General features: G+C 72.0%; 17 protein-coding genes. 10 read left to right on the top strand and 7 right to left on the bottom strand.

Annotated elements, in window-relative coordinates; translation table 11 throughout:
• Positions 1-39 precede the first annotated feature (39 nt).
• The gene (glgP, locus tag ACFYSC_RS10715) at positions 40-2,622 is read right to left on the bottom strand and encodes an alpha-glucan family phosphorylase (RefSeq protein WP_389959628.1); all 2,583 of its coding nucleotides are present in this window, start codon (positions 2,620-2,622) and stop codon (positions 40-42) included.
• Between the two features lie 371 nt (positions 2,623-2,993).
• Between glgP and ACFYSC_RS10710 the strand changes: the two genes are divergently transcribed.
• From ACFYSC_RS10710 to ACFYSC_RS10695, 4 genes are all read left to right on the top strand, one after another.
• Complete coding sequence (locus ACFYSC_RS10710; RefSeq protein ID WP_389959626.1) at positions 2,994-5,111, top strand: alpha-1,4-glucan--maltose-1-phosphate maltosyltransferase; 2,118 nt, start codon at positions 2,994-2,996, stop codon at positions 5,109-5,111.
• 47 nt (positions 5,112-5,158) lie between these two features.
• Positions 5,159-6,862 (top strand): maltose alpha-D-glucosyltransferase, encoded by a 1,704-nt coding sequence (gene treS, locus ACFYSC_RS10705; protein WP_389959623.1) that lies wholly within the window; start codon positions 5,159-5,161, stop codon positions 6,860-6,862.
• Positions 6,863-6,866: 4 nt separating this feature from the next.
• Complete coding sequence (locus tag ACFYSC_RS10700; RefSeq protein ID WP_389959620.1) at positions 6,867-8,180, top strand: aminoglycoside phosphotransferase; 1,314 nt, start codon at positions 6,867-6,869, stop codon at positions 8,178-8,180.
• Between the two features lie 168 nt (positions 8,181-8,348).
• Positions 8,349-8,924 (top strand): RICIN domain-containing protein, encoded by a 576-nt coding sequence (locus tag ACFYSC_RS10695; protein WP_389959618.1) that lies wholly within the window; start codon positions 8,349-8,351, stop codon positions 8,922-8,924.
• A 106-nt stretch (positions 8,925-9,030) separates the two neighbouring features.
• Here the strand turns inward: ACFYSC_RS10695 and ACFYSC_RS10690 are convergent, their stop codons facing one another.
• Together ACFYSC_RS10690 and ACFYSC_RS10685 are read right to left on the bottom strand one after the other, a co-directional pair.
• Positions 9,031-9,936, bottom strand: a complete 906-nt coding sequence (locus tag ACFYSC_RS10690) for a MerR family transcriptional regulator (RefSeq protein WP_389959616.1) — start codon at positions 9,934-9,936, stop codon at positions 9,031-9,033.
• A 53-nt stretch (positions 9,937-9,989) separates the two neighbouring features.
• Entirely contained in the window at positions 9,990-10,871 is an 882-nt protein-coding gene (locus ACFYSC_RS10685; RefSeq protein WP_389959614.1) for an NAD-dependent epimerase/dehydratase family protein, read from the bottom strand.
• A 279-nt stretch (positions 10,872-11,150) separates the two neighbouring features.
• On the opposite strand from ACFYSC_RS10685, the gene ACFYSC_RS10680 reads away from it, so the two are divergent.
• The 6 genes from ACFYSC_RS10680 to ACFYSC_RS10655 all read left to right on the top strand — a co-directional run bounded on the left by ACFYSC_RS10680 (position 11,151) and on the right by ACFYSC_RS10655 (position 16,769).
• Positions 11,151-11,606 carry a MarR family winged helix-turn-helix transcriptional regulator gene (locus tag ACFYSC_RS10680; RefSeq protein WP_389959612.1) on the top strand — a complete coding sequence of 152 codons (456 nt, stop codon included), beginning with the start codon at positions 11,151-11,153 and terminating at the stop codon, positions 11,604-11,606.
• Positions 11,607-11,805: 199 nt separating this feature from the next.
• Positions 11,806-12,735 (top strand): hypothetical protein, encoded by a 930-nt coding sequence (locus tag ACFYSC_RS10675; protein WP_389959609.1) that lies wholly within the window; start codon positions 11,806-11,808, stop codon positions 12,733-12,735.
• 126 nt (positions 12,736-12,861) lie between these two features.
• Complete coding sequence (locus ACFYSC_RS10670; RefSeq protein ID WP_389959606.1) at positions 12,862-14,556, top strand: hypothetical protein; 1,695 nt, start codon at positions 12,862-12,864, stop codon at positions 14,554-14,556.
• Between the two features lie 225 nt (positions 14,557-14,781).
• Positions 14,782-15,162 carry a type II toxin-antitoxin system RelE/ParE family toxin gene (locus ACFYSC_RS10665; protein ID WP_389959603.1) on the top strand — a complete coding sequence of 127 codons (381 nt, stop codon included), beginning with the start codon at positions 14,782-14,784 and terminating at the stop codon, positions 15,160-15,162.
• Complete coding sequence (locus ACFYSC_RS10660; protein WP_389959600.1) at positions 15,159-15,497, top strand: XRE family transcriptional regulator; 339 nt, start codon at positions 15,159-15,161, stop codon at positions 15,495-15,497. Before ACFYSC_RS10665 ends, ACFYSC_RS10660 begins: the two co-directional genes overlap by 4 nt.
• Positions 15,498-15,671: 174 nt before the next feature.
• Positions 15,672-16,769, top strand: a complete 1,098-nt coding sequence (locus ACFYSC_RS10655; RefSeq protein ID WP_389959597.1) for a hypothetical protein — start codon at positions 15,672-15,674, stop codon at positions 16,767-16,769.
• A gap of 172 nt (positions 16,770-16,941) precedes the next feature.
• Here ACFYSC_RS10655 and ACFYSC_RS10650 read toward each other — a convergent pair whose 3' ends face one another.
• The 4 genes from ACFYSC_RS10650 to ACFYSC_RS10635 form a co-directional block, all read right to left on the bottom strand.
• On the bottom strand, positions 16,942-18,123 hold the full coding sequence (locus tag ACFYSC_RS10650) for a serine hydrolase domain-containing protein (RefSeq protein ID WP_389959594.1): 1,182 nt from the start codon (positions 18,121-18,123) through the stop codon (positions 16,942-16,944).
• Positions 18,124-18,358: 235 nt separating this feature from the next.
• Complete coding sequence (locus tag ACFYSC_RS10645; protein WP_389959591.1) at positions 18,359-19,894, bottom strand: sensor histidine kinase; 1,536 nt, start codon at positions 19,892-19,894, stop codon at positions 18,359-18,361.
• Between the two features lie 135 nt (positions 19,895-20,029).
• Positions 20,030-20,716, bottom strand: a complete 687-nt coding sequence (locus tag ACFYSC_RS10640; protein ID WP_389959588.1) for a response regulator transcription factor — start codon at positions 20,714-20,716, stop codon at positions 20,030-20,032.
• A gap of 223 nt (positions 20,717-20,939) precedes the next feature.
• Complete coding sequence (locus ACFYSC_RS10635) at positions 20,940-21,845, bottom strand: hypothetical protein (RefSeq protein ID WP_389959585.1); 906 nt, start codon at positions 21,843-21,845, stop codon at positions 20,940-20,942.
• Between the last annotated feature and the right edge of the window lie 39 nt (positions 21,846-21,884).

Genomic DNA, 21,884 nt, shown 5'->3' with positions numbered 1-21,884 from the left:
CGGTCAGGGCGGGCGGGAGGCGGGCGGCGGGCGGCGGGATCAGCGCAGGGTGCCGTTGGTCATCCCCGCCGGCTCCTCCGGCACGGTGACCAGGCCCAGCTCGGCGGGCGTGTCCATGAGCGGGTGGTCGGGGACGACCCGGACGCTGTAACCGAACGCGCCGGTGCGGTCCAGCGGGACGGTCCCGGCGAAGACGGCCCTGCCGTCGTCGCCGTCGGACTCCAGGGTCAGGGTGGTGTAGGCGGGCCGTACCAGCTCGTCGTGGAGCCCGACCGGGCCGTAGGCGGCCTGGACGCGGACGTCCTCGGGGTGCAGCTCGCCCAGGGCGATGGTGGCCCGCACCTCCAGCGCCGCGCCCACCTCGGGGGTGTCGCCGAGGTTGGAGGTCTCCACGTGCTCCACCCGCACCCCGGGCCACGCCTGGGCGAGGCGCAGCTTCCAGGCGGCGAAGCCCCTGGCCGGCTCGTAGCCGTCCTTGAGCAGCTCGCGGCCCGACTTCGCGGCCGGGGTGTAGAGGTCGACGACGTAGTCGCGGAGCATCCGCCCGGCCAGGACCTTGGGACCGAGGGAGGTCAGGGTGTGGCGGACCATCTCCAGCCAGCGCATCGGCAGGCCGTCGGCCGCCCGGTCGTAGAAGCGGTCGGCCACCTCGTGCTCGACCAGGTCGTACAGCGCCCCGGCCTCCAGCTCGTCGCGGCGGTCGGGGTCACTGACGCCGTCGGCGGTGGGGACGGCCCAGCCGTTGGTGCCGTCGTACCACTCGTCCCACCAGCCGTCCCGGATGGACAGGTTGAGCCCGCCGTTCAGGGCGGCCTTCATCCCGGAGGTGCCGCACGCCTCCAGCGGGCGCAGCGGGTTGTTCATCCACACGTCGGCGCCCTGGACCATGAGCTGGCCGAGCGCCATGTCGTAGTCGGGCAGGAAGACGATGCGGTGCCGCACGTCCTCGGCGTCGGCGAACTTCACGATCTGCTGGATGAGCTTCTTGCCGCCCTCGTCGGCCGGGTGCGCCTTGCCGGCGATCACGATCTGGACCGGCTTGTCGGGGTCGAGGAGGAGCCGGCGGAGCCGGTCGGGGTCCTTCAGCATCAGCGTGAGCCGCTTGTAGGAGGGGACCCGGCGGGCGAAGCCGATGGTCAGCACGTCGGGGTCGAGGGCGTCGTCGATCCAGCCCAGTTCGGCGCGGGAGGCGCCCCGGGCGAGCCAGGAGCGGCGCAGCCGCTCGCGCGCCCCCTCGACCAGCCGGGCGCGCAGCCGGCCGCGGATGGCCCAGACGTCGGCGTCGGAGATCTTGTTGACGCCCTCCCAGCCCTGGGCCCGCTCGACGAGCGAGGGCAGCTCCCGCCCTGCCAGCTCCATGATCTCCCGGCCGACCCAGGTGGGCGCGTGCACGCCGTTGGTGATCGACCCGATCGGGACGTCGGCCGCGTCGAAGCCCGGCCACAGGTCCTGGAACATCTCCCGGCTGACCTCGCCGTGCAGCTCGGAGACGCCGTTGACCCGCTGGGCCAGCCGCATGCCCATCGCGGCCATGTTGAACCTGCCGGGCTCCTTCTCCGCGCCGAGCGCGAGGATGCGCTCCACCGGGACGGTGGGCCAGGCGTTGCCCTCGCCGAACTGGCGGGCGATCATCTCCGCCGGGAAGCGGTCGATGCCGGCGGGGACGGGCGTGTGGGTGGTGAAGACCGTGCCGGCGCGGACCGCCTCCAGCGCCTCGTCGAAGGAGAGCCTGCTCTCGGTCAGCTCGCGGATGCGCTCCAGGCCGAGGAAGCCCGCGTGGCCCTCGTTGGTGTGGAACACCTCCGGCTCGGGGTGGCCGGTGACCCGGCAGTAGGCGCGGATGGCGCGGACGCCGCCGATGCCGAGCAGCAGCTCCTGCATCAGGCGGTGGTCGCCGCCGCCGCCGTAGAGGCGGTCGGTGACGTCGCGGGCGGCGGTGTCGTTCTCGGCCACGTCGGAGTCGAGCAGCAGCAGCGGGACCCGGCCCACCTGGGCGATCCAGATCTGGGCGTGCAGGGTGCGGCCCTCGGGCAGGCCGATCGCGATCCGCACCGGCGCGCCGTCCTCCTCCCGCAGCAGGGTCAGCGGCAGGCCGCCCGGGTCGAGGGAGGGGTAGTGCTCCAGCTGCCAGCCCTCGGGCGACAGCGACTGGGTGAAGTAGCCGTGCCGGTACAGCAGGCCGACCGCCAGGATCGGCACGCCCAGGTCGCTGGCGGCCTTGAGGTGGTCGCCCGCCAGGATGCCCAGGCCGCCGGAGTACTGCGGCAGGGCGGCGGCGATGCCGTACTCGGGGGAGAAATAGGCGATGGCCCGGGGCGCGTCGGGGACCGTCTGGTACCAGCCGGGCGCGGTCGTGTACTCATGGAGGTCGTCCGCGGCGTCGGCGACCCGCCGCAGGAAGCGGCGGTCGGCGGCGAGCTCGCGCAGCCGCGCCGGATCGACGGCTCCGAGCAGTGCGACGGGGTCGTGGCCGACCCTCTCCCACACCTCCGGATCGACCTCGGCGAAGAGGTCGAGCGTCTCGGGATGCCATGACCAGCGCAGATTGCGCACAAGCTCGCCAAGCGAGGCCAGCTCCGGAGGAAGAACGGTGCGGACGGTGAACCTGCGGATTGCTCTCACGCTGCCAGACCCTAATTACTCAGCGCCACTGGTGGCGACCTCGACACTCACGCGTCTCCCCCTCACCGCTATCAATCGCCCCCAAACCACATCAAAGAAGGGTCGATCACGGGGCGGTCGTTCACCGCCCCAACTCGCCCGGGAAAGCGGGGGTTCCCCGGTCTTTCCCTCACAGGTATGAAGATGGACTATTGGGGCAGGCATCTAGGGGCCGACCGCTCCATCCCCTCGGGAACCGGTCTCCCGCGCGAGTTGTGGTCGAGCGTGGTCACGCCCCCGGAGGCCGGTCACGGGGTTGTTTGATAAAACGAAGATCTTTTCTGGCCGACTTCTCCGGCGGCACCGGTGTGCCGTCGCTACCGTGAGATGCGATGATCGGACGAATTCCCATCCTTGACGTGCACCCGACGGTCGAGTGCGGGCGTTACCCCGCCAAGGCCGCCGCGGGCGAGACCTTCGAGATCTCCGCCACCGTGTTCCGGGAGGGACACGACGCGGTGGCGGCCGGCGTGGTGCTCACCGACCCCGACGGCACCCGCGGCCGGTTGCTGCCCATGGCCGAGCTGGCTCCGGGCACCGACCGGTGGGGGGTGGAGGTGGCCCTGCCCGACGAGGGCGCGTGGCACTTCCGCGTCGAGGCGTGGAGCGACCCGATCGCGACCTGGCTGCACGACGCGGGCATCAAGATCCCGCGGGACATGGACGCCGAGCTGATGTGCGAGGAGGGCGCCCGGCTCTTCGAGCGGGCCGCCCGTGCCGTACGGCCCGCCGACTGCCCCTCGGCCCCCGTGGCGTCCAAGGGCGCGAAGGGCGCCCGGAACGCGAAGACGGCCGGCCGTACGGCGGGGCGGGCCTCCTCGGGCGCGGCGGCGGCCTGCGGGCACCGCGCCGCGCTGCTGGAGGTCGCCTCCCGGCTGCGCGACCAGGCGGTGGACCCGCGCGCCCGGTTCGCGGCGGCCCAGTCGGCGGAGACGGCCGCGCTGCTGCGCGCGCACCCGCTGCGCGACCTGGTGACCCGTACCGGCAAGCGGGTGGTCAGGGTCGAGCGGCGCCGGGCGCTGTTCGGGTCGTGGTACGAGTTCTTCCCGCGGTCGGAGGGCGCGATCGTCCAGGAGGGCGTCGCGCCCAAGTCCGGGACGTTCAAGACGGCGGCCCTGCGGCTGCCGGCCGTCGCCAAGATGGGCTTCGACGTCGTCTACCTGCCGCCGGTCCACCCGATCGGGCACAGCTTCCGCAAGGGCCGCAACAACACGCTGACGCCCGAGCCGTACGACCCGGGCTCGCCGTGGGCGATCGGCTCGGAGGAGGGCGGCCACGACGCGATCCACCCCGACCTCGGCACCTTCGAGGACTTCGACGAGTTCGTGGCCAAGACCCGCGAGCTGGGCATGGAGGTCGCGCTCGACCTGGCGCTGCAGTGCTCGCCGGACCACCCGTGGGTCAGGGAGCACCCGGAGTGGTTCAACGTCCGCGCCGACGGCTCCATCGCCTACGCCGAGAACCCGCCGAAGAAGTACCAGGACATCTACCCGCTGAACTTCGACAAGGACCCCGAGGGGATCTACGCCGAGGTGAAGCGGGTGGTGCGGCTGTGGATGGACCACGGGGTGCGGATCTTCCGGGTGGACAACCCGCACACCAAGCCGGTGGCGTTCTGGGAGCGGCTGATCGCCGACGTCAACTCGACCGACCCGGACGTGCTGTTCCTGGCCGAGGCGTTCACCCGGCCGGCGATGATGCGCACCCTGGGCAAGGTCGGCTTCCAGCAGTCCTACACCTACTTCACGTGGCGCAATACGCGGGAGGAGGTGGAGAGCTACTTCACCGAGCTGTCCCACGAGACGTCGCACTACATGCGGCCCAACATCTTCGTCAACACTCCGGACATCCTTCACGAGTACCTCCAGCACGGGGGAGTCCCGGCATTCCGCATCAGAGCGATCCTCGCGGCGATGGCGATGCCGACCTGGGGCGTCTACGCCGGCTATGAGCTCGCGGAGAACGTCCCGGTTCGTCCAGGCAGTGAGGAATACCTCGATAGCGAGAAATATCAGTACAGACCTCGCGACTGGGCCGAGGCCGAGCGCGAGGGCCGTAGCCTGGCCCCGCTCATCACGCAACTCAATTTGTTGCGAAGAGCTCACCCGGCGCTCCAGGAACTGCGTAACCTACGGTTCCACAGCGTCGACCATCCGGACCTGGTCTGCTTCTCCAAGCGGCTGCCCGGTGCCTACGACACGGCCACACGACGGCACGGCCTGGGCGACGTGGTGCTGACGGTTGTGAATCTCGACCCATACCACACCCATGAGGCCACGGTGTCGCTCGACATGCCCGCCCTCGGTCTCGGCTGGAACGACGAGTTCGTCGTCGACGACGAACTGTCGGGCGAGTCGTACCACTGGCGGCAGGACAACTACGTGCGCCTCGATCCTCATGTCCGACCAGCACACATCTTCACTCTGCGTGCCCCGGCGAACCAGCGGTGAGCGGGCCGGAACACGCGGTACCGGTTGAAGAAGCGGGGAGTCCACTGGTGAGTCAGCCAACCGAGCCGATCCCGAACACCTTCGACGAGGAGAAGCCTCGGGACCCGTACTGGTTCAAGCGCGCGGTCTTCTACGAGGTGCTGATCCGGGGCTTCGCCGACTCCAACGGCGACGGCACCGGAGACATCCGCGGCCTGATCGAGAAACTGGACTACCTCCAGTGGCTCGGCGTCGACTGCCTGTGGCTGCTGCCGCTGTACGAGTCGCCGCTGCGCGACGGCGGCTACGACATCGCGGACTTCATGAAGATCCTGCCGGAGTTCGGCGACCTCGGCGACTTCGTGAAGCTGGTGGACGAGGCCCACAAGCGCGGCATGCGGGTCATCGCCGACCTGGTGATGAACCACACCAGCGACCAGCACCCGTGGTTCCAGGCGTCCCGCCACGACCCCGAGGGCCCGTTCGGCGACTTCTACGTCTGGAACGACACCGACGAGCGCTACCAGGACGCCCGGATCATCTTCATCGACACCGAGGCGTCCAACTGGACCTACGACCCGGTGCGCGGCCAGTACTACTGGCACCGTTTCTTCTCCCACCAGCCGGACCTCAACTACGAGAACCCCGACGTCCAGGAGGCCATGCTGGAGGTGCTGCGGTTCTGGCTGGACCTCGGCATCGACGGGTTCCGGATGGACGCCATCCCCTACCTGTTCGAGCAGGACGGCACCAACTGCGAGAACCTGCCCAGGACGCACGCCTACCTCAAGCGGGTCCGGGCCGAGGTGGACCGCCTCTACCCCGACCGGGTGCTGCTGGCCGAGGCCAACCAGTGGCCGGCCGACGTGGTGGAGTACTTCGGCGACCCGGCCACCGGCGGCGACGAGTGCCATATGGCGTTCCACTTCCCGCTGATGCCGCGCATCTTCATGGCCGTGCGTCGGGAGTCGCGCTACCCCATCTCGGAGATCCTGGCCCAGACGCCGAAGATCCCCGAGCACTGCCAGTGGGGCATCTTCCTGCGCAACCACGACGAGCTGACGCTGGAGATGGTCACCGACGACGAGCGCGACTACATGTACTCCGAGTACGCCAAGGACCCCCGGATGCGGGCCAACGTCGGCATCCGGCGGCGCCTGGCGCCGCTGCTGGAGAACGACCGCAACCAGATCGAGCTGTTCACCGCGCTGCTGCTGTCGCTGCCCGGCTCCCCCGTGCTCTACTACGGCGACGAGATCGGCATGGGCGACAACATCTGGCTCGGCGACCGCGACGGCGTCCGCACCCCGATGCAGTGGAGCCCCGACCGCAACGCCGGGTTCTCCAACTGCGACCCGGGCCGGCTGTACCTCCCGCTCATCATGGACCCGATCTACGGCTTCCAGGCGATCAACGTCGAGGCCCAGCAGAAGAACTCCGGTTCACTGCTGCACTGGACCAAGCGCATGATCGACATCCGCAAGCGGCACCCGGTGTTCGGCCTCGGCGACTTCACCGAGCTGAACTCCTCCAACCCCAGCGTCCTCGCCTACGTGCGGGAACTGGGCGACGACCGGATGCTGTGCGTCAACAACCTCTCGCGGTTCCCGCAGCCGGTGGAGCTCGACCTGCGCCGGTTCGAGGGCTCGGTGCCCGTGGAGACGATGGGCGGAGTTCCTTTCCCCCCGATCGGCGAACTTCCGTATCTTTTGACGCTTCCTGGGCATGGGTTCTACTGGTTCACCCTGCCGCCCGTACCCCAGGAGGCGTAAGGCCGTGTTGACGGAGCTCCTTGCCGGATGGATAGCGCATCAGCGATGGTTCGCCGGTAAGGGGCGGCCGATAGACGAGCTCGACGTCGAGTCCGACGTCGAGCTCGCCCCCCGCCTCCGTCACCTCATCCTCCGCGTCCGCCAGGGCGACGACGTCGACCGCTACCAGCTCCTGCTCGGCACCGACGGCGACACCTCCGGCCGGTTCGGCCACGTCCGGATCGGCGAGGGCTACTACGACGCGGCCCACGACGCCGACCTCACCTGCGTCCTGCTGGACGGGATGGCCGAGGACCGCGACACCGGCCCACTGCGCATGCGGCACCTGCCGGGCACCGACATCGACACCTCGCTGCGCAGCCTGGTGCTGGGCGCCGAACAGTCCAACACCTCCCTGGTGTACGGCGAGACCTACATCTGCAAGCTGTTCCGCCGGCTGATCCCCGGCGTCAACCCCGAGCTGGAGATCGTCCGCGCCCTGGCCGCCCGCGACGCCCGGCACATCGCGCGGCCGTACGGCTGGATCGAGGCCGACCTGGACGGCGAGCCGACCACGCTTGCGATCACGCAGGAGTTCCTGGCGACCGCCAACGACGGCTGGGCCCTGGCGCTGGCCAGCGTCCGCGACCTCTACGCCGGCCTCACCTCCTCGGCCTCGGAGGCGGGCGGCGACTTCAGCGCCGAGTCCTACCGTCTCGGCGTGGCCACCGCCGAGGTCCACCGGGAGCTGGCCGAGACCTTCCCGACCTCGGTGATGGAGGCCCACGAGGTCAAGCAGCTCATCGAGGACCAGCGCCGCCGCCTGGCCCAGATGGTCGAGGAGGTGCCCGAGCTGGGCCGCCACGCCCACGTGGTCCAGGAGGCATACCAGCGGGTCGCCGACACCGCCCGCGAGATCCCGGTCCAGCGGGTCCACGGCGACTACCACCTGGGCCAGGTCATGCGCACCCCGACCGACTGGATCGTCCTCGACTTCGAGGGCGAGCCCGGCCAGCCCCTGGAGGAGCGCCGGGCCCTGTCCTCGCCGCTGCGGGACGTGGCGGGCATGCTGCGCTCGTTCGACTACGCCGCCCGCCACCTGCTGGCCGGCCGGCCGCGGGCCGAGGAGCTCTACCCCCGGGCCGTGGAGTGGGCCGAGCTGAACCGCTCGTCCTTCCTCGCCGGATACTCCGCGGGCGGCGGGCGTCTCCAGGCCCAGGACGCGGTCCTGCTGCGGGCCCTGGAGATGATGAAGGCGGTCTACGAGGTCGGCTACGAGGCGCGCAACCGTCCCGCCTGGCTGCCCATCCCGATGGCCGCCTTCCAGACCGGGCGCTGACCACCGGGCCTCTCCGGAAATCCCTTCCAGGAATCCCTCGAACACCTCGGAAATCATCCCGAACTCACCGCCCCGGGCGGTCGTCTCACCAGTGGGTGACGACGTGAGCCGGACCTCCCGGCTCACGTCGCGGATGAGAATCGCTCAGGCGAGAACGGGGTGGCAGGAATGGGAAAGAACCGCTTACTCGGCGTCGTCGCGGCCTCGGCGGTCATCGCGTCGGGACTCGCGCTCATGTCCGCGCCCGCGGACGCGTCGGCCGTACGGGGGTCGGCCGCGAACGCGTCGATCACGCAGGCGGCGGGCGCGAACGCGACGGCCGCGCGACTGGCGGGCGCCAAGCGGATCCAGATGGTCGAGTTCAACCTGTGCCTCGACGTCAAGGACTTCAACACGGGCAACGGCGCGAGGGTCCAGCTGTGGAGCTGCAACAGCAACGCCAACCAGCTCTGGACCAGGTACGGCGACGGCACGATCCGCAGCGCGCTCAACGGCAAGTGCCTCGACGTCAAGGACTTCAACCCCAGGGTGGGCGCGGTGGTGCAGATGTGGAGCTGCAGCGCCGCCTCGAACCAGCGCTGGTACTCGGGCGGCTCGAAGTACGGCAGGGGCGGCTACCAGACCATCCGCAGCAGCCTGAACGGCTTCTGCCTCGACGCCAAGGGCAAGGGGCACCGCCTGGGCACGCCCATCCAGATGTGGAGCTGCAGCTCCGAGTGGAACCAGTCCTTCCGCTGGATCTGACCGCCTTCTCCGGTGCCCGTGGCGCCGCGCTCGCGGCATCACGGGCACCGGGCTCACCGGTGGTCAGGCGCGGGCGCGGCGCCACGGGCACCGGGCTCACCGGTGGTCAGGCGTGGGCGCGCAGCGCCGCGGCGAACCACTCGAATGCCGCGACCTGGGACGGAAACGGCGGGCGGCCGTGGAGGACGCCCATCAGCTCCCAGTACCGCTCCACCCGCCGGTCGGTTAACAGCTCCACCTGCTCGGCCAGCCGGATCCGCTCCGCCGCGGGCACGTCCACGCCGGCGATCCGCTCCAGCACGGCCCGGCCCCCGGCCGAGGCGGGATCGATCCCCGCCTCGGCGGCGGCCCCGGCGTGCTCCGCCACCGACGCGGCGTCGTAGGACGGGGACTGCTCCGCCGCCGCGCCCGCCGTGGCCATCTCCCGGACGCGACGCCGGAAGTCCTCGTCCCCGGCGAGCGTGGCGAGTTCGACCCAGGCGTCCACCTGCTCGTCGGTCGGGTCGTCCGGCAGCTCCGCCGGCAGCTGCCGCATCGCCCCCGCGATGCCCGCCCCCGGCGCGTCGGCGGGGACGCCGGCGAAGGCGCCGTCGACGAACTCGTCGATGATCCGCTGCCGTTCCCCCGCCGACAGCCGTGCCATGTCGTTCATGAGCCTCATCTCCTCGATCGTGCTTCCTCTGCGCGCGACCGACCGCAGCACCGCGCGCCGCAGGCGCAGGATGCGGATCTCCGCGTCCAGCGCCTCGGCGTGGGCCCTGGCGACGTCGGCGACGCCGCCCTGCCGGGCCAGCACCGACCGGACCGTCTCCAGGTCCAGCCCCAGCTCGCGGAGCGTCCGCACCAGGTCCAGCCGGGCCACCGCCTCGGCGTCGTAGAGCCGGTACCCGCCGGTCGAGCGGCCGGTCGGCGGCACGACGTCGATGTCGGACCAGAAGCGGATGGTGCGCACCGGCAGGCCGGTACGGCGGGCGAGCTGTCCGATGGTGAACAGCTCCTCGTGGTCGTTCACAGGATCAGCCTGGACCTTCCAGTGACTGGAGACTCAAGCCGATTCTCCACCGCTCAGAGCGCCCCGGCGTCCCGGGCGGTGTGGACGGTCGGGTGGATCGGGCGGAAGCCCAGCTCGCGCCGGATCTTCGCGGTGTCGACGATGCCCTCCCACGGATCGTCCAGCGCCCGGTCCGCCATCCCCTCCGGGATCGGCTCGCCGTTGAGCCGGAGCAGCTCCAGCGCGGTGACGGGCGCGTCGTCGGCCACGTTGAACGTCTCGCCGTCCACACCGCGCGCCGAAAGCGCCAGGATCAGCGCCTGGGCGACGTCGGCGTGGTGGACCATGTGCAGGCGCTTGTGCGCGGCCCAGCCGCGCGCCCAGTGGAGCGACTCGGCGAGATGCGGGTCGCCGTCGCCGTAGACGAAGGACAGGCGGAGGACGCGCAGCGGCAGCCCCTCGGCCCGGTGCATCTCGCCGAGCACCCTCTCGGCCTCGGCCTTGCTGCGGGGGTAGGCCCCGGCGGGGCCGGAGATCTCGTCGGTCTCGGCGGCGGGCCGGCCCCGGCCCGCGGCCCTGTCGGGACCCGCGCCGTGGATGGAGTCCGAGCCGTAGACGAGGTTGGTGCTGGCGTGGACGAACCGGCCGACGCCGGCCCGGAGCGCGGCGGCGGCCAGTTCGACCGTGGCGGCGTGGTTGACCGCGACGGCCTCCTCGCCGGGGACGCCCCGGAAGGCCGCGCCCAGGTGGACGACCGCCTCGGCGCCCTTGAGCGCGGCGGTCAGGTCGCCGGTGTCCCGCAGGTCGCCGACGGCCACCTCGGCGCCGAGCCGGGCGAGCGGCTCGGCCCGTACGGCGTCGCGGACCAGCACGCGGACGGCTCGGGTCCGCTGGAGCAGCCGGGGGACGAACCTGCTGCCGACCCGGCCGGTCGCTCCGGTGACGAGAACGGTCATGGGGGGCTCCTCGCTGTGAGTCTCGCTGTGGGTGTCGCTGTGGGTGTGGGTGGTCGCTCCGCGGGTGTTCCGCCGCGTCGCCGGGCGTCCCGACGCACCCGAACGTCCGGCGACGCGGCGGGCGTCCCGACGTGCCGGGGCGTTCTCGCCGGCGCTCGGGGAGCGCCGGAGGCACCGCTCGAAGCTCCGCCGTCCCGAACGATAACAGATAGTTTGATACATCCAACATTGTCATGCATCCAACATTTGGATGCATGCCATGGACGTACCATGGTCGCCATGGAACGACGGGACCCTGAGCAGGACGAACAGCTCAGGTCGGAGATCTGGGAAGCCCTGTACGACTTCTTCATGGCTGAGCACGAGCGCACCCTGGAGGCCGTCGCCGGGCTGGGCGTCAGCCCGGGAGACCTCAAGGCCCTCATCCGGCTGGCCCCGGGCCCCGGAGAGCCGATGCGCGCGCTCGCCGACATGTGGCGGTGCGACGCCTCGACCGTGACCTGGATCGTCGACCGGCTGCAGAAACAGGGCTACGTCGAGCGCCGCCCCCACCCGACCGACCGGCGCGTCAAGGTCGTGGCGCTGAGCGACGCGGGCGAGGAACTGCGCGACCGGATCCTCCGCCGCTTCTACCGGCCGCCCGCCGTCCTGTCGGAGCTCTCCCCCGGTGAGCTGGCGGCACTGCACCGGGTGGCGGCCCGTCTGGCTCCGCCCGAGGACCGGGAAAGCACATAAGCGAAAAATCACCGCAATATCGACTGATATCTGAAAACAGTCTCCTCTTTGACGAGCATTCGTCACACTCTGGTTGTCATCGCGCACGGAACGCTTCCTCCCCCCACCCCGGTCTCCGCCGTACAGGGGCCTGGTCGACCGTCCCGCGTGGTGGCCACCGAGCCGTTCTCCGCCGCGCAGGCGGCACGAAGGAGGAGACATGTCCCCCCAGACAGGCGTCGCGCCGGGCCGTACCCGCCGGACACCCCTGTTGGCAGGCGTCCTGCTGGCGCTGCTGGCCGTCACCGTCCTGACCGGCCCGCGGGCCGCGGCCGCCGCCACGACCACCATCGGGCAGCCGGGGCACATCACGCTCACCGCCCCGACGACGGTCGACGCCGGCGGCGAGGCCCTGCTGGATCTCAACTACACCAACGTCTCCGGTCTCCCGGTCGACTCGGCCACGGTGACCGTCACCTTCGCCCCCGAGGCCGACGGCAGCCTCAGCGCGGGCAGCTTCTCCTGGTGGTCGCCCGACCCCGAGCACCACACCGACACGGTCGTCGGGAACGCCGCGAACCGCACGATCACCGTCACCCTGCGCGACCTCGCGCCCGGCGCCGCGAACCGCACCGTGGTGTACGTCCCGTTCAAGAGCACCGCGTCCGGCCAGGCGCCCCTGAGCGCCGCCCTCGTGGAGACCACTCCGGAAGGGCCCGCCACCACCGACCTCGGCGGCCTGACGATCGGCGCCGTCTCCTCGGCGAACCTCGCCGTCTCGCTGGACGCCTCTCCCAAGGGGCTGGGCGTCTCCCACGCCACCTTCACCGCGACCGTCACGAACCGGGGGCCCGCCGCCACGACCGCGGCGCGGCTGCGCTTCACCTACCCCTCCGCGTTCACCGGGCCGAGCGCCCAGGGCTGCGCCGTGGACGCCGCGGCGCGCACCGTCACCTGTGACCTCGGCGCCATCCCCGCGGGCGGCTCGGTGACCAGGTCCATGGGCCTCTACACCCGGCTCCTCGTCATCAGCGGCCGCCTCACCGTGACCGCCTCCCGCCTCGACAGCGCACCCGCCGACCCCCAGCCGTCCGACGACACGGCGTCGGCCACCTGCACCGCCCTCACCGGTCTCCTCGTCCGCTGCTGACCCCGCCCGCTCCCGCGGCGTGCCCGCCCCGTACGGCGGGCACGCCGCGTCCACCCCCGGTCACATGCGGAAACATGGTCGTCACATTACGCAACCGTCCGTGAAGATCGTGGTTGGCTGGCCGCCATGATGTTGACCAAGGGTCTTGCCGCGATCGGAGTGGCGGTCGCGGTCGCCGGGGCACCGGCGTGGACGGGTACGCAGGCACGGACAGGCGAGCAGGCGTGGACGGACGTCCGGGCGTCGACGAGCGCGCCGGAGCGGACGGACGCGCAGGCGCTGGAGAACGCGTCGGCGAACGCGGCGGCGCAGCCGGGCGCGCAGGCGTTGACGAGCGCGCCGACGTGGACGGACGCGCAGGCCGCGGGCGACGCACCCGACACGATCGCGCGGGTCGAGGCCTACCTCGACAGCGTCCGCCACGAGCCCGGCAGGCTCGGGGAGTTCGTCGCCGACCTGCCCAAGGGCGCCGACCTGCACACGCACCTGTCGGGCGCCGTGCCCACCGGATATCTGCTCAACTCCGCCGTGCGGGGCGACCTGTGCGTCGACACCGCGTCCCTCACCGCGTCGGCGCCGCCGTGCCGCGACGGGCAGCGGCCGGCGCGCGACGCGGTCACCGACCCGCGTTTCGCCGACGACATCGTGCGCGCCTGGTCCATGCGCGGCTTCACCCCCGGCAAGGAGTCGGGCCACGACCACTTCTTCTCGGCGTTCGGCAGGTTCGGGGCCGCGACCTCCGACAAGGGGGAGATGCTCGCGCTGCTCGCCGCGCGGGCCGCCGCCCAGCAGGAGTTCACGCTGGAGGTCATGCTGTCCCGCCAGTCGGGGGCCGTCCAGGACCTCGTCAAGAAGGCCGGCGGCAGCGCCTCCGACCTGGCCGGCCTGCGCGACCGGCTGCTCGCCGACGGCGCGATGGCGGGCATCGTCAAGGCGGCCCGCGCCGACGCCGACACCGACATCGCCCGGATGCGCAAGGACCTGCGCTGCGACGACGGGGACGCCGATCCCGGCTGCGCGCTGCCTCTGCGTTTCCTCCTCCAGGTCACCCGCACCGCCCCGCCCGAGGTGGTCTTCGCCCAGATGCTGCTGGGCTTCGAACTGGCCAAGGCCGACGAGCGCTACGTCGGCGTCAACCTCGTCGCCCCCGAGGACGACCCGGTCGCGCTGCGCGACTACCGGCTGCACATGCGCATGCTCGACTACCTGCGCGGCCTCTACCCGGAGGCGCACATCAGCCTGCACGCCGGTGAGCTGACCCCCGGCCTGGCTCCGGACGCGGACCTGAGGTTCCACATCCGCGAGGCCGTGAAGACCGGCCACGCCGAGCGCATCGGGCACGGCGCCAGCATCGGCGGCGAGGACGACCCGGCCGGGCTCATGGCCGACATGGCCCGCGGGCACGTCCTCGTCGAGATCGCCCTCACCAGCAACTGCCAGATCCTCAAGGTCTGCGATGACGCGCACCCGTTCGCGGAGTACCGCAGGGCGGGCGTGCCCGTCGCCCTCGTCACCGACGACGCGGGCATCGAGCACACCGACCTGAACGGCGAGTACCTCCGGGCGATCACCCAGTACGGCCTGCGCTACGCCGACCTGAAGACCCTGGCCCGCACCGCCCTCGACCACAGCTTCCTCCAGGGCGCGAGCCTCTGGCGGGCTCCGGACGACCACACCCCGGTGCCGGAGTGCGCGGGCTCCCCGCTCGGCGGGGAGCCGGCTCCGTCATGCCTGGCCGTACTGAAGAAGAGCCCCAAGGCGGCGGCCGAGTGGCGGCAGGAGGGCGCCTTCACCGCCTTCGAGGACCGCTACGACGGCTGACCCGTCCACCCCGCCGATCCCACGCGCGCCGCCCACCGGGCATCCATGCGATGCCCGGTGGGCGGCCCTTTCCGTGTAGGCCGTCCACGGAGCCGCCTCCAGCCGGTTCCCCTGATCGGATCCGCTCTCGATCGCCTTGCGCCGGTTCGTCGCCTCCATCGCGTCGGAGGCAAAGGCAGAAAACCACCTCCTTGCTGCTGACTTAATGCCAGGGTTAAGCTATGGATGGGGGCTGGATGGCAGATCGTACTGGTTGCCGAGGTCGCCGAATGGTACGACCGGTTGTGCCAGGACGACTGGGAGAGTGCCGAGCAGGTGGAGAACGCCGTGGACATGCTGGCGCAGGTCGGGCCGACACTCGGCCGGCCACTGGCCGATCGCGTCAAGGGGGCCGACAACCACCACCTCAAGGAGCTGCGGCCCGGTTCATCGCGGAGAAGTGAGATCCGCATCCTGTTCGCCTTTGATCCGACACGCCGAGCGGCGCTACTTGCGGCAGGCGACAAGGCCGGTAATTGGGATCATTGGTATTACGTAAATGTGCCGCTGGCGGAGAAACGGTACGCCGAGCATGTAGCAGAGTTAGCGACCAGGGAGTACGAATGAGCACGGTCGACTGGGACGAGGTGAAGCGACGGGCACGGGAGCGGCGCCAGGCCGCGGGGCTGCCCGTGCAGTCGGAGGCCGAGAAGTCGGCCGCGATGGAACGTCTCACCGCGGAGGTCAGGGCGTACAGGCTCGCGGAGATACGGCGCGAGCAGGATCTGACGCAACGCGACGTCGCTGACACCATGGGGGTCTCCGGTCCACGGGTCTCGGCCATCGAGCACGGTGAAGTCGACCGCGTCGAGGTGGCGACTCTGCGGTCCTATGTCGAGGCCCTCGGTGGACGGCTCCGTGTGGTCGCGGACTTCGACGACACCGAGTACACCGTCGCCTAGCTTCTGAGGAAGCCATGGTCGGCCGGGGATATATCGGTGGATATCCCGGCGTCGGCGCGGCAGGATCCTTCCTGCCCCCGGGAACGACCCTCGGGGGACGGCCCTCCGGCCGCCGCACTGCACGACCCCGGCGAGGACGGCGGAACCTCGCCCGGGGCCCCGAGGAGATCCCCCATGGAAGCGATCCTGCGCGCGGCGAGCGAGGCGGCGGGCGTCGAGCTGTCCGATCCGGTCGATCTGGGCGGCAACCCCCGCAGCACAGTGCTGCGCTGCCGTACGGCCGGCGGGGGGAGCGTGGTCGTCAAGGCGTACGCCGCCGAACCCGACGCGCTGTACGGCTTCACCGCGGAGGCCGCCGGGCTCTCGCTGGGCCTGGCCGGTCCCGAACTGCTGGGCGTGGACCCCGCCGTCCCGCTCGTGGTGATGTCCGACCTCGGGACCGCGCCGACCCTCGCCGACGTGCTCCTCGGAGACGACCCCGAGGACGCCGCCGACGGGCTGCTGGCCTGGTCGGGCGGGCTCGGCCGGCTCGCCGCCGCGTCGGTGCCCCGTCGGGCCGACTTCACGGAGCTGCGGGCCCGGTACGGCGGGCTCATGGCGGACCGGGCCCGGCACGGCGCGCCCCCGGTGGAGGACGAGCCGTGGATTCCGGCGCTCGCCCCCCGGCTGTCCGAGCTGCTCGACGAGCTCGGCCTCGCCGCTCCGCCCGGGCTGGCCGAGGACCTGGCGCTGGCCGGGACGGTGGAGCACGACGAGTACCCGGCCTTCACCCCGGGTGACACCTGCCCCGACAACAACCTGCTCACCGACGACGGTCTCCGGCTGATCGACTTCGAGTCGGCGGCCTACGAGTCGGTCTTCCTGACCGCCGCGTACTGCCGGATGCCCTTCTCCTCCTGCTGGTGCGTCTTCACCCTGCCGGACGGCATGGCCGAGAAGATCGAGGAGACGTACCGGGCGGAGGTCGTCACGATCTACCCGGCGCTGGCCGACGACGCGGTGTGGAACGCCGGGGTCCGCCGGGCCGTCGCCGTCTGGACGGCGCACACGACGACGTTCCTGCTGCCCCGGGTGACGGAGGAGGACCGGCTCATGCACCGGACCCGGCGGCCGGTGGCGACGATGCGGCAGGTGATCCGGCACCGCTGGGAGACGGCGAGCGCGCTGACGGAGTTCCCGGCGTTCGCCGAGACGATGCGCCTGCTGCTGCGCGAGGTGGCCGGCTCGTGGAAGGTGACCCCGCTGCCGGGCTATCCGGCGTTCGGCGGCTGAGCCGGCCCGCCGGGAGGGGGCTTCCCTCCCTGCCCGGCCCGCCCTGCCCGGCCCGCTGAGTCGGCCCGCCGGGGGCTTCCCGCTCCGCCCGGCCCCACGACCGGCGCCGTCGCGGTCGGACCGGCCGCGATCGGGCCGGTACGACCGCTCGGGGCGGGTCGCCGTCGCGTCGTCAGCGGGTCCTCGCCACCTCGGCGGCGATCGCGCGGAACGCCGTCAGGGTCTCGCCCTGGTCCGCCGGCTGGGACAGTCCGCCGTCCCCCTCGCCCGGGGAGCCGGAGGCGGACGACTTGACGATGACGACCCGCTTCCCGGGCGAGACGTAGATGTACTGCCCGCCGAAGCCCGCGGCCATGAAGTCGCCCTCGCCGCCATCTCCGAGCCACCAGTGCAGGCCGTAGCCGGGGTTGAAGGAGGCGGAGGGCCTGGTCGACTCCCTGACCCAGGAGGCCGGCACCACCTGGCGGCCGTGCGCCTTGCCGCCGTTCATGTAGAGCAGGCCGAACCGGGCGAAGTCGCGGTCGGTCGCGTAGTAGCAGCAGTAGCCGAGGCTGTCGCCGTCGCCGTCATGGGTGAGGCGGGCGGTGGACTCCATGCCGGCGGGCTTCCAGATCTTCTTCTCGACGTAGTCGTGGTACGGCACGCCCGTCGCCCGGCTCACCAGCCTGGCGAGCACGAAGGAGTTCATGCTGGTGTACTCGAACCTGGTGCCGGGCTTCCAGCCGTTCACCCGCCGCGCCGCCAGATCCTTGACCGACCGGCCACGCAGGGCCGCCAGATGCACCTTCGGCACGTCGGTCTTCTCGTCCCACTCGATCCCCGACGACATCCGCAGGAGGTCGCGGATGGACACGCCGTCGTAGCCCGAGCCCTTCAGCTCGGGAAGATACCTGGTCACCGGGTCGTCGATCGAGCGGATGCGCCTCTCCCGCAGGGCGATGCCGACCGCGGCCGAGGTGAAGGACTTCCCGACCGACCATGACTGGAAGCGCGTGTCGCGGCCGGCGTCCCTGTACCGCTCGTACACGATCTTCTGGTTGTCGAGCACGACGAATCCGTCGGCCTTCGAGCGGGTGAGGAAGTCGTCGAGGGTGTACGTCCTCCCGTCGAAGGTGTAGCTGACGGAGAGCTTCCGGGGCGCGCTGCGCAGCGTGACCGGTTTCCCCGACGGCCACACGAGGTCGGACGCGGCCGGCGGCTCGGCGGGGGCCTGCCGTACGGATGACGGAACCGGCACCGCGGGCGCCTGCCGTACGGACGACGGAGGAACCGGCGCCGCCAGCGCGGGGGCCGCCGGGACGGCGAACGCCAGGGCGGCCGCGGCCGCGCAGACGGCGAGGAGTCTCTTGGGCATTCCAGCGCTCCAGGGGAATGGTCGGATCAGGATACGGAGACACAGAGGGAGCGGACTCGGAATGCCCGGCTCCCGGCCGGACATGATGGCGGGGTTTCATGGCAGTTCTCTGGCAAGCCTTCCGACGAGCCGCGCACGCGCGGTCCCGCCTCGTCATCGGCGGCGCGTACCCCCGGTACGGCGAGCCGTGCACGCGAGGTCCCATCCGGGTCCGGGCGTCTCCACCGGCCGGCCGTCACTCCAGCCAGGACCGGGTTCCGGCCGTCCCCGTCGTCCCCGTCGTCCCTGTCGTCTTCACCGTCCTCGCCGTCTCCGCCGGACCGCCGTGGCTCATCGGAAGCCGTACCTCGATCCGGGTCCCGGAGGTGGAACCCGGTTCGGCCACGGCGGCGGTGCCGCCGTGCAGCGCCGCCTGCTGGCGGACCAGGGTGAGGCCGAGCCCGGAGCCGGGACTGCCCGCGCGGCGGTGGAAGCGGGTGAAGACCCGCTCCCGGTCGGCCGGGGCGATCCCGGGACCGCCGTCCCGGACGGAGAGTACGGCGGTCCCGCCGTCGGCGGACAGGGTGACCGTGACCTCGGCGCGGCCGTGGCCGTCGGCGCCGTGGACCGCGGCGTTGTCGAGCAGGTTGTCGGCGATCACCCGGAGCCCCTCCGCCCATCCCCGCACGGGCACGTCGTCCGCCGTCGAGACGGTGATCACGGCATGGGGGTGCCGCCGCCGGGCGTCCTCGGTCGCGGCCGTCACGACCTCGGTCAGCTCCACGTCGGTGAAGGTCGCGGGATCCAGCAGTTCCCCCTGCGCCAGCCGCCGCAGCATCGTGATCAGCCGGTGCGTCCGGCCGTGCTCCGCGGCCAGGTCCGCGACGATCTCGGACCGCTCCCGCGGGTCGAGTCCGGGGTGTCCGAGGAGGGAGAGATTGGTGCCCATGCTGGTCAGCGGGGTGCGCAGCTCGTGCGCCGCGGTGGCCGCGAAGGCGCGGGCGGCCTCCAGCGCCTCACCGGTACGCGCGACCGCCGCGTCACGCCGGTCCAGCAGCCGGTTGAGCACCTGGGCCAGCTCGTCGATCTCGGCGACCCCGGAGGTGGTCGCCAGCCGGGTCCCCGCCCGCGGCGGCAGGTCGATCGTCCGGGCCTGCCGGTGCAGCGCCGCCAGCGGCCGCACCGCGAACCTGCCGAGGCCGAACCCCGCGACGGCGCCCGCCGCCGCCGCGAGCAGCGTGGTGACCGCCAGCCGCCGTCGGAGCAGCGCGAGCTGTCCGGCGAGGCGCTCGTCCGGCTCGAAGACCGACAGCCGGGCGCTGCGGCCCTCCACCCCCAGGGCGGAGGTCACGAACCGCCATCGCCGCCCGTCGGCGACGAGGTCGGCCGGGCCGGCCGTGCCCGTGCCCGGCGGCGCGGCCGTACCGGTACCGGTACCCGGCGGCGCGGTCGGCGCGTCCCCGATGACGAGTGGCTCGGCGCCGGCGACGTCGAGGCGGATACCGCCCACGCCCTCGGCCCCGGCCGCGGCGGCGGCGAGCCGCTGCCTGAGGAAGTCAGGGGGAAGCTCGGGCAGGATCCGGGTCCGCCACGAGTACGCGGAGGCCGTCGGCGCAAGCGCCCGCAGCCGGGCCGTGAGCTGCCTGTCCCGCTCGGCGCGCAGGTCGCCGGAGACCAGGTTCAGCACGAGCACCCCGGCCAGCAGCACCAGGAGCGGCACCAGGACGGCGAAGAGGAGGGCGAACCGCGTGGACAGCTTCTTGGGGACGGATCGCACGGCGGGGAATCTCACGGGACGGATCGTGCTGCACGACACCCCGTGGAGGCGAGCCGTACGGCGCGGAATCCCATCGCGTTCCGCGCGGCGCGGGACCTCATGGCGTTCCGCGCGACACGGGACCTCATCGCGTTCCGCGCGACATGGGACTCACGGGGACGGGTCGCGCAGCACGAAGCCGACGCCGCGCACCGTGTGCACCATGCGCGGCTCGCCCCCGGCCTCCAGTTTGCGCCGCAGGTATCCGACGAAGGTGTCCACGGCGTTGTCGGTCACCTCGAACTCGTATCCCCAGACCCGCTCCAGCAGCACCGGCCGGGACAGCACGATGCCGGCGTTGAGCGCCAGCACCTCCAGCAGGTCGAACTCGCGTCTGGTCAGCCCGACCTCGCGGCCGTTCACGGTGACCCGGCGGGCCTGCGGATCGACGGTCAGCGGGCCCACCCGGACCGCCGTACCGGGGAGGCGACCGGCCCGGCGCAGCAGGGCGCGCAGCCGCAGTACCAGTTCCTCCAGCTCGAACGGCTTGACGACGTAGTCGTCGGCTCCGGCCGCCAGCCCGGCGACCCGGTCGGCCACCTCGTCCATGGCCGACAGCATCAGCACCGGCGTCTGCCAGTCCCGGGCCCGCAGGCGGGTGCACACCTCGATCCCCGACAGGCCGGGCATCGACACGTCGAGGACGACCGCGTCCGGCGCGGCGTCGCGGGCGAGCTCCAGCGCCCGTTCCCCCGAGTCCGCGGTCTCCACGTCGAAGCCCTCCAGGGTCAGGCCACGCCGGAGGGAACGCAGGATCGCCGGGTCGTCGTCGACGACGAGGATTCGGTATCGGGCCATCGGAATGCTCTCGTACGCGGTGTCGGGGGCGGCGCGCGGGTTCACCGAGGGCCGGACTTCCCGGAACCTCGCGATGCCCCGGGGTCCTCCCGGCCGAACCGCACGCGAACGGCCGCCACCCGGTCGTCCGAAGTCCAGGAGGAACCTCAAGAACCGCGTGGGGCCCGTGATCGACAGCGTAGGCCCTGACGCCCTCATCCGGGCGTCAACGGACTGAAAGGGCTCAGTCGCCGGTGGAGCCGTTGACGGTGTAGTTGAACGCGACGTCGCCGGGTGTCGTGACCTTCTCCTCCGGAGGGGAGACGATGGGGGTCTGGGTGCCCCAGTCGGTCAGGCGGGCGTCGCTGACGTGGACGACGTCGCCGGTGACGCCCTTGCGGCGCGGCTCGGTCCACGAGCTCCACGCGCGGCGCACGAGGTGGTCCTGCCCGAGCCAGACCCGCCACGAGAGCTTGGCCTTCAGACGGGCGGCGTCGAGGGGCGCGCCGGAGGCGAGGCGCAGGCCGGGGAGTGCCTTGCGCAGCCCGGCGAAGGTGATCTTCCCCTGGTAGAGGGTGGTGCGGACGCCGTCGTAAGTCCCGCCGGAGTGCTTGGACACGGCGGTGGCGAGCAGGGCCCTGACCACGGCCGGGTCGTCGAGCGCCAGGCTGCCGGACGCGAGCCTGGGGCGGGCCGCGTCCGCGGAGACGACCCACTCCTTGCCCGCGGGCAGGGTCGGGAAGAGCGCCCCGGTGCCGTAGGCGCGGTCGGCGAAGGAGATCCACCGCGTGGTGCCGTCCGTCGAGTCGGTGGCGACGATCCGCCCGCCGCCGAACCGGGCGACGCCCTCGGTCCGCGAGACGGTCCTGCGGCCGCGGTCCGACCCGGAGACGACCGTGTCGGTGAGGGTCTCGGCGAACTCCACGCCGCGGCTGCCGGCGAGCTGGCGCTTGAGCGCGTCGGCCGCGCCGGAGGCGGTGGAGGCGGTGGCGGCACCGGAGACGGTGGCGACGGTGGAAACAGCGGCGGAGGCGGTGGGGGCTGGGACGGCCTGGGCGTTCGCGACGCCTCCGAGTCCGATGGCGAGAACCGGGGCCGTCAGCGCGGCGGCCGTCACGGCGAGTCGCCGTCCCCTCGAAGTGGCCTTCATCGAAAGCGCCCTTTCCTATTGTCAACTACCGTCGTCCGG

The sequence above is a fragment of the Streptosporangium sp. NPDC004379 genome, assembly GCF_042873875.1.
GTDB lineage: Bacteria > Actinomycetota > Actinomycetes > Streptosporangiales > Streptosporangiaceae > Streptosporangium.
Note: the sequence above shows the minus strand (reverse complement) of the source record. Positions and strands in the feature narration are given on the sequence as shown.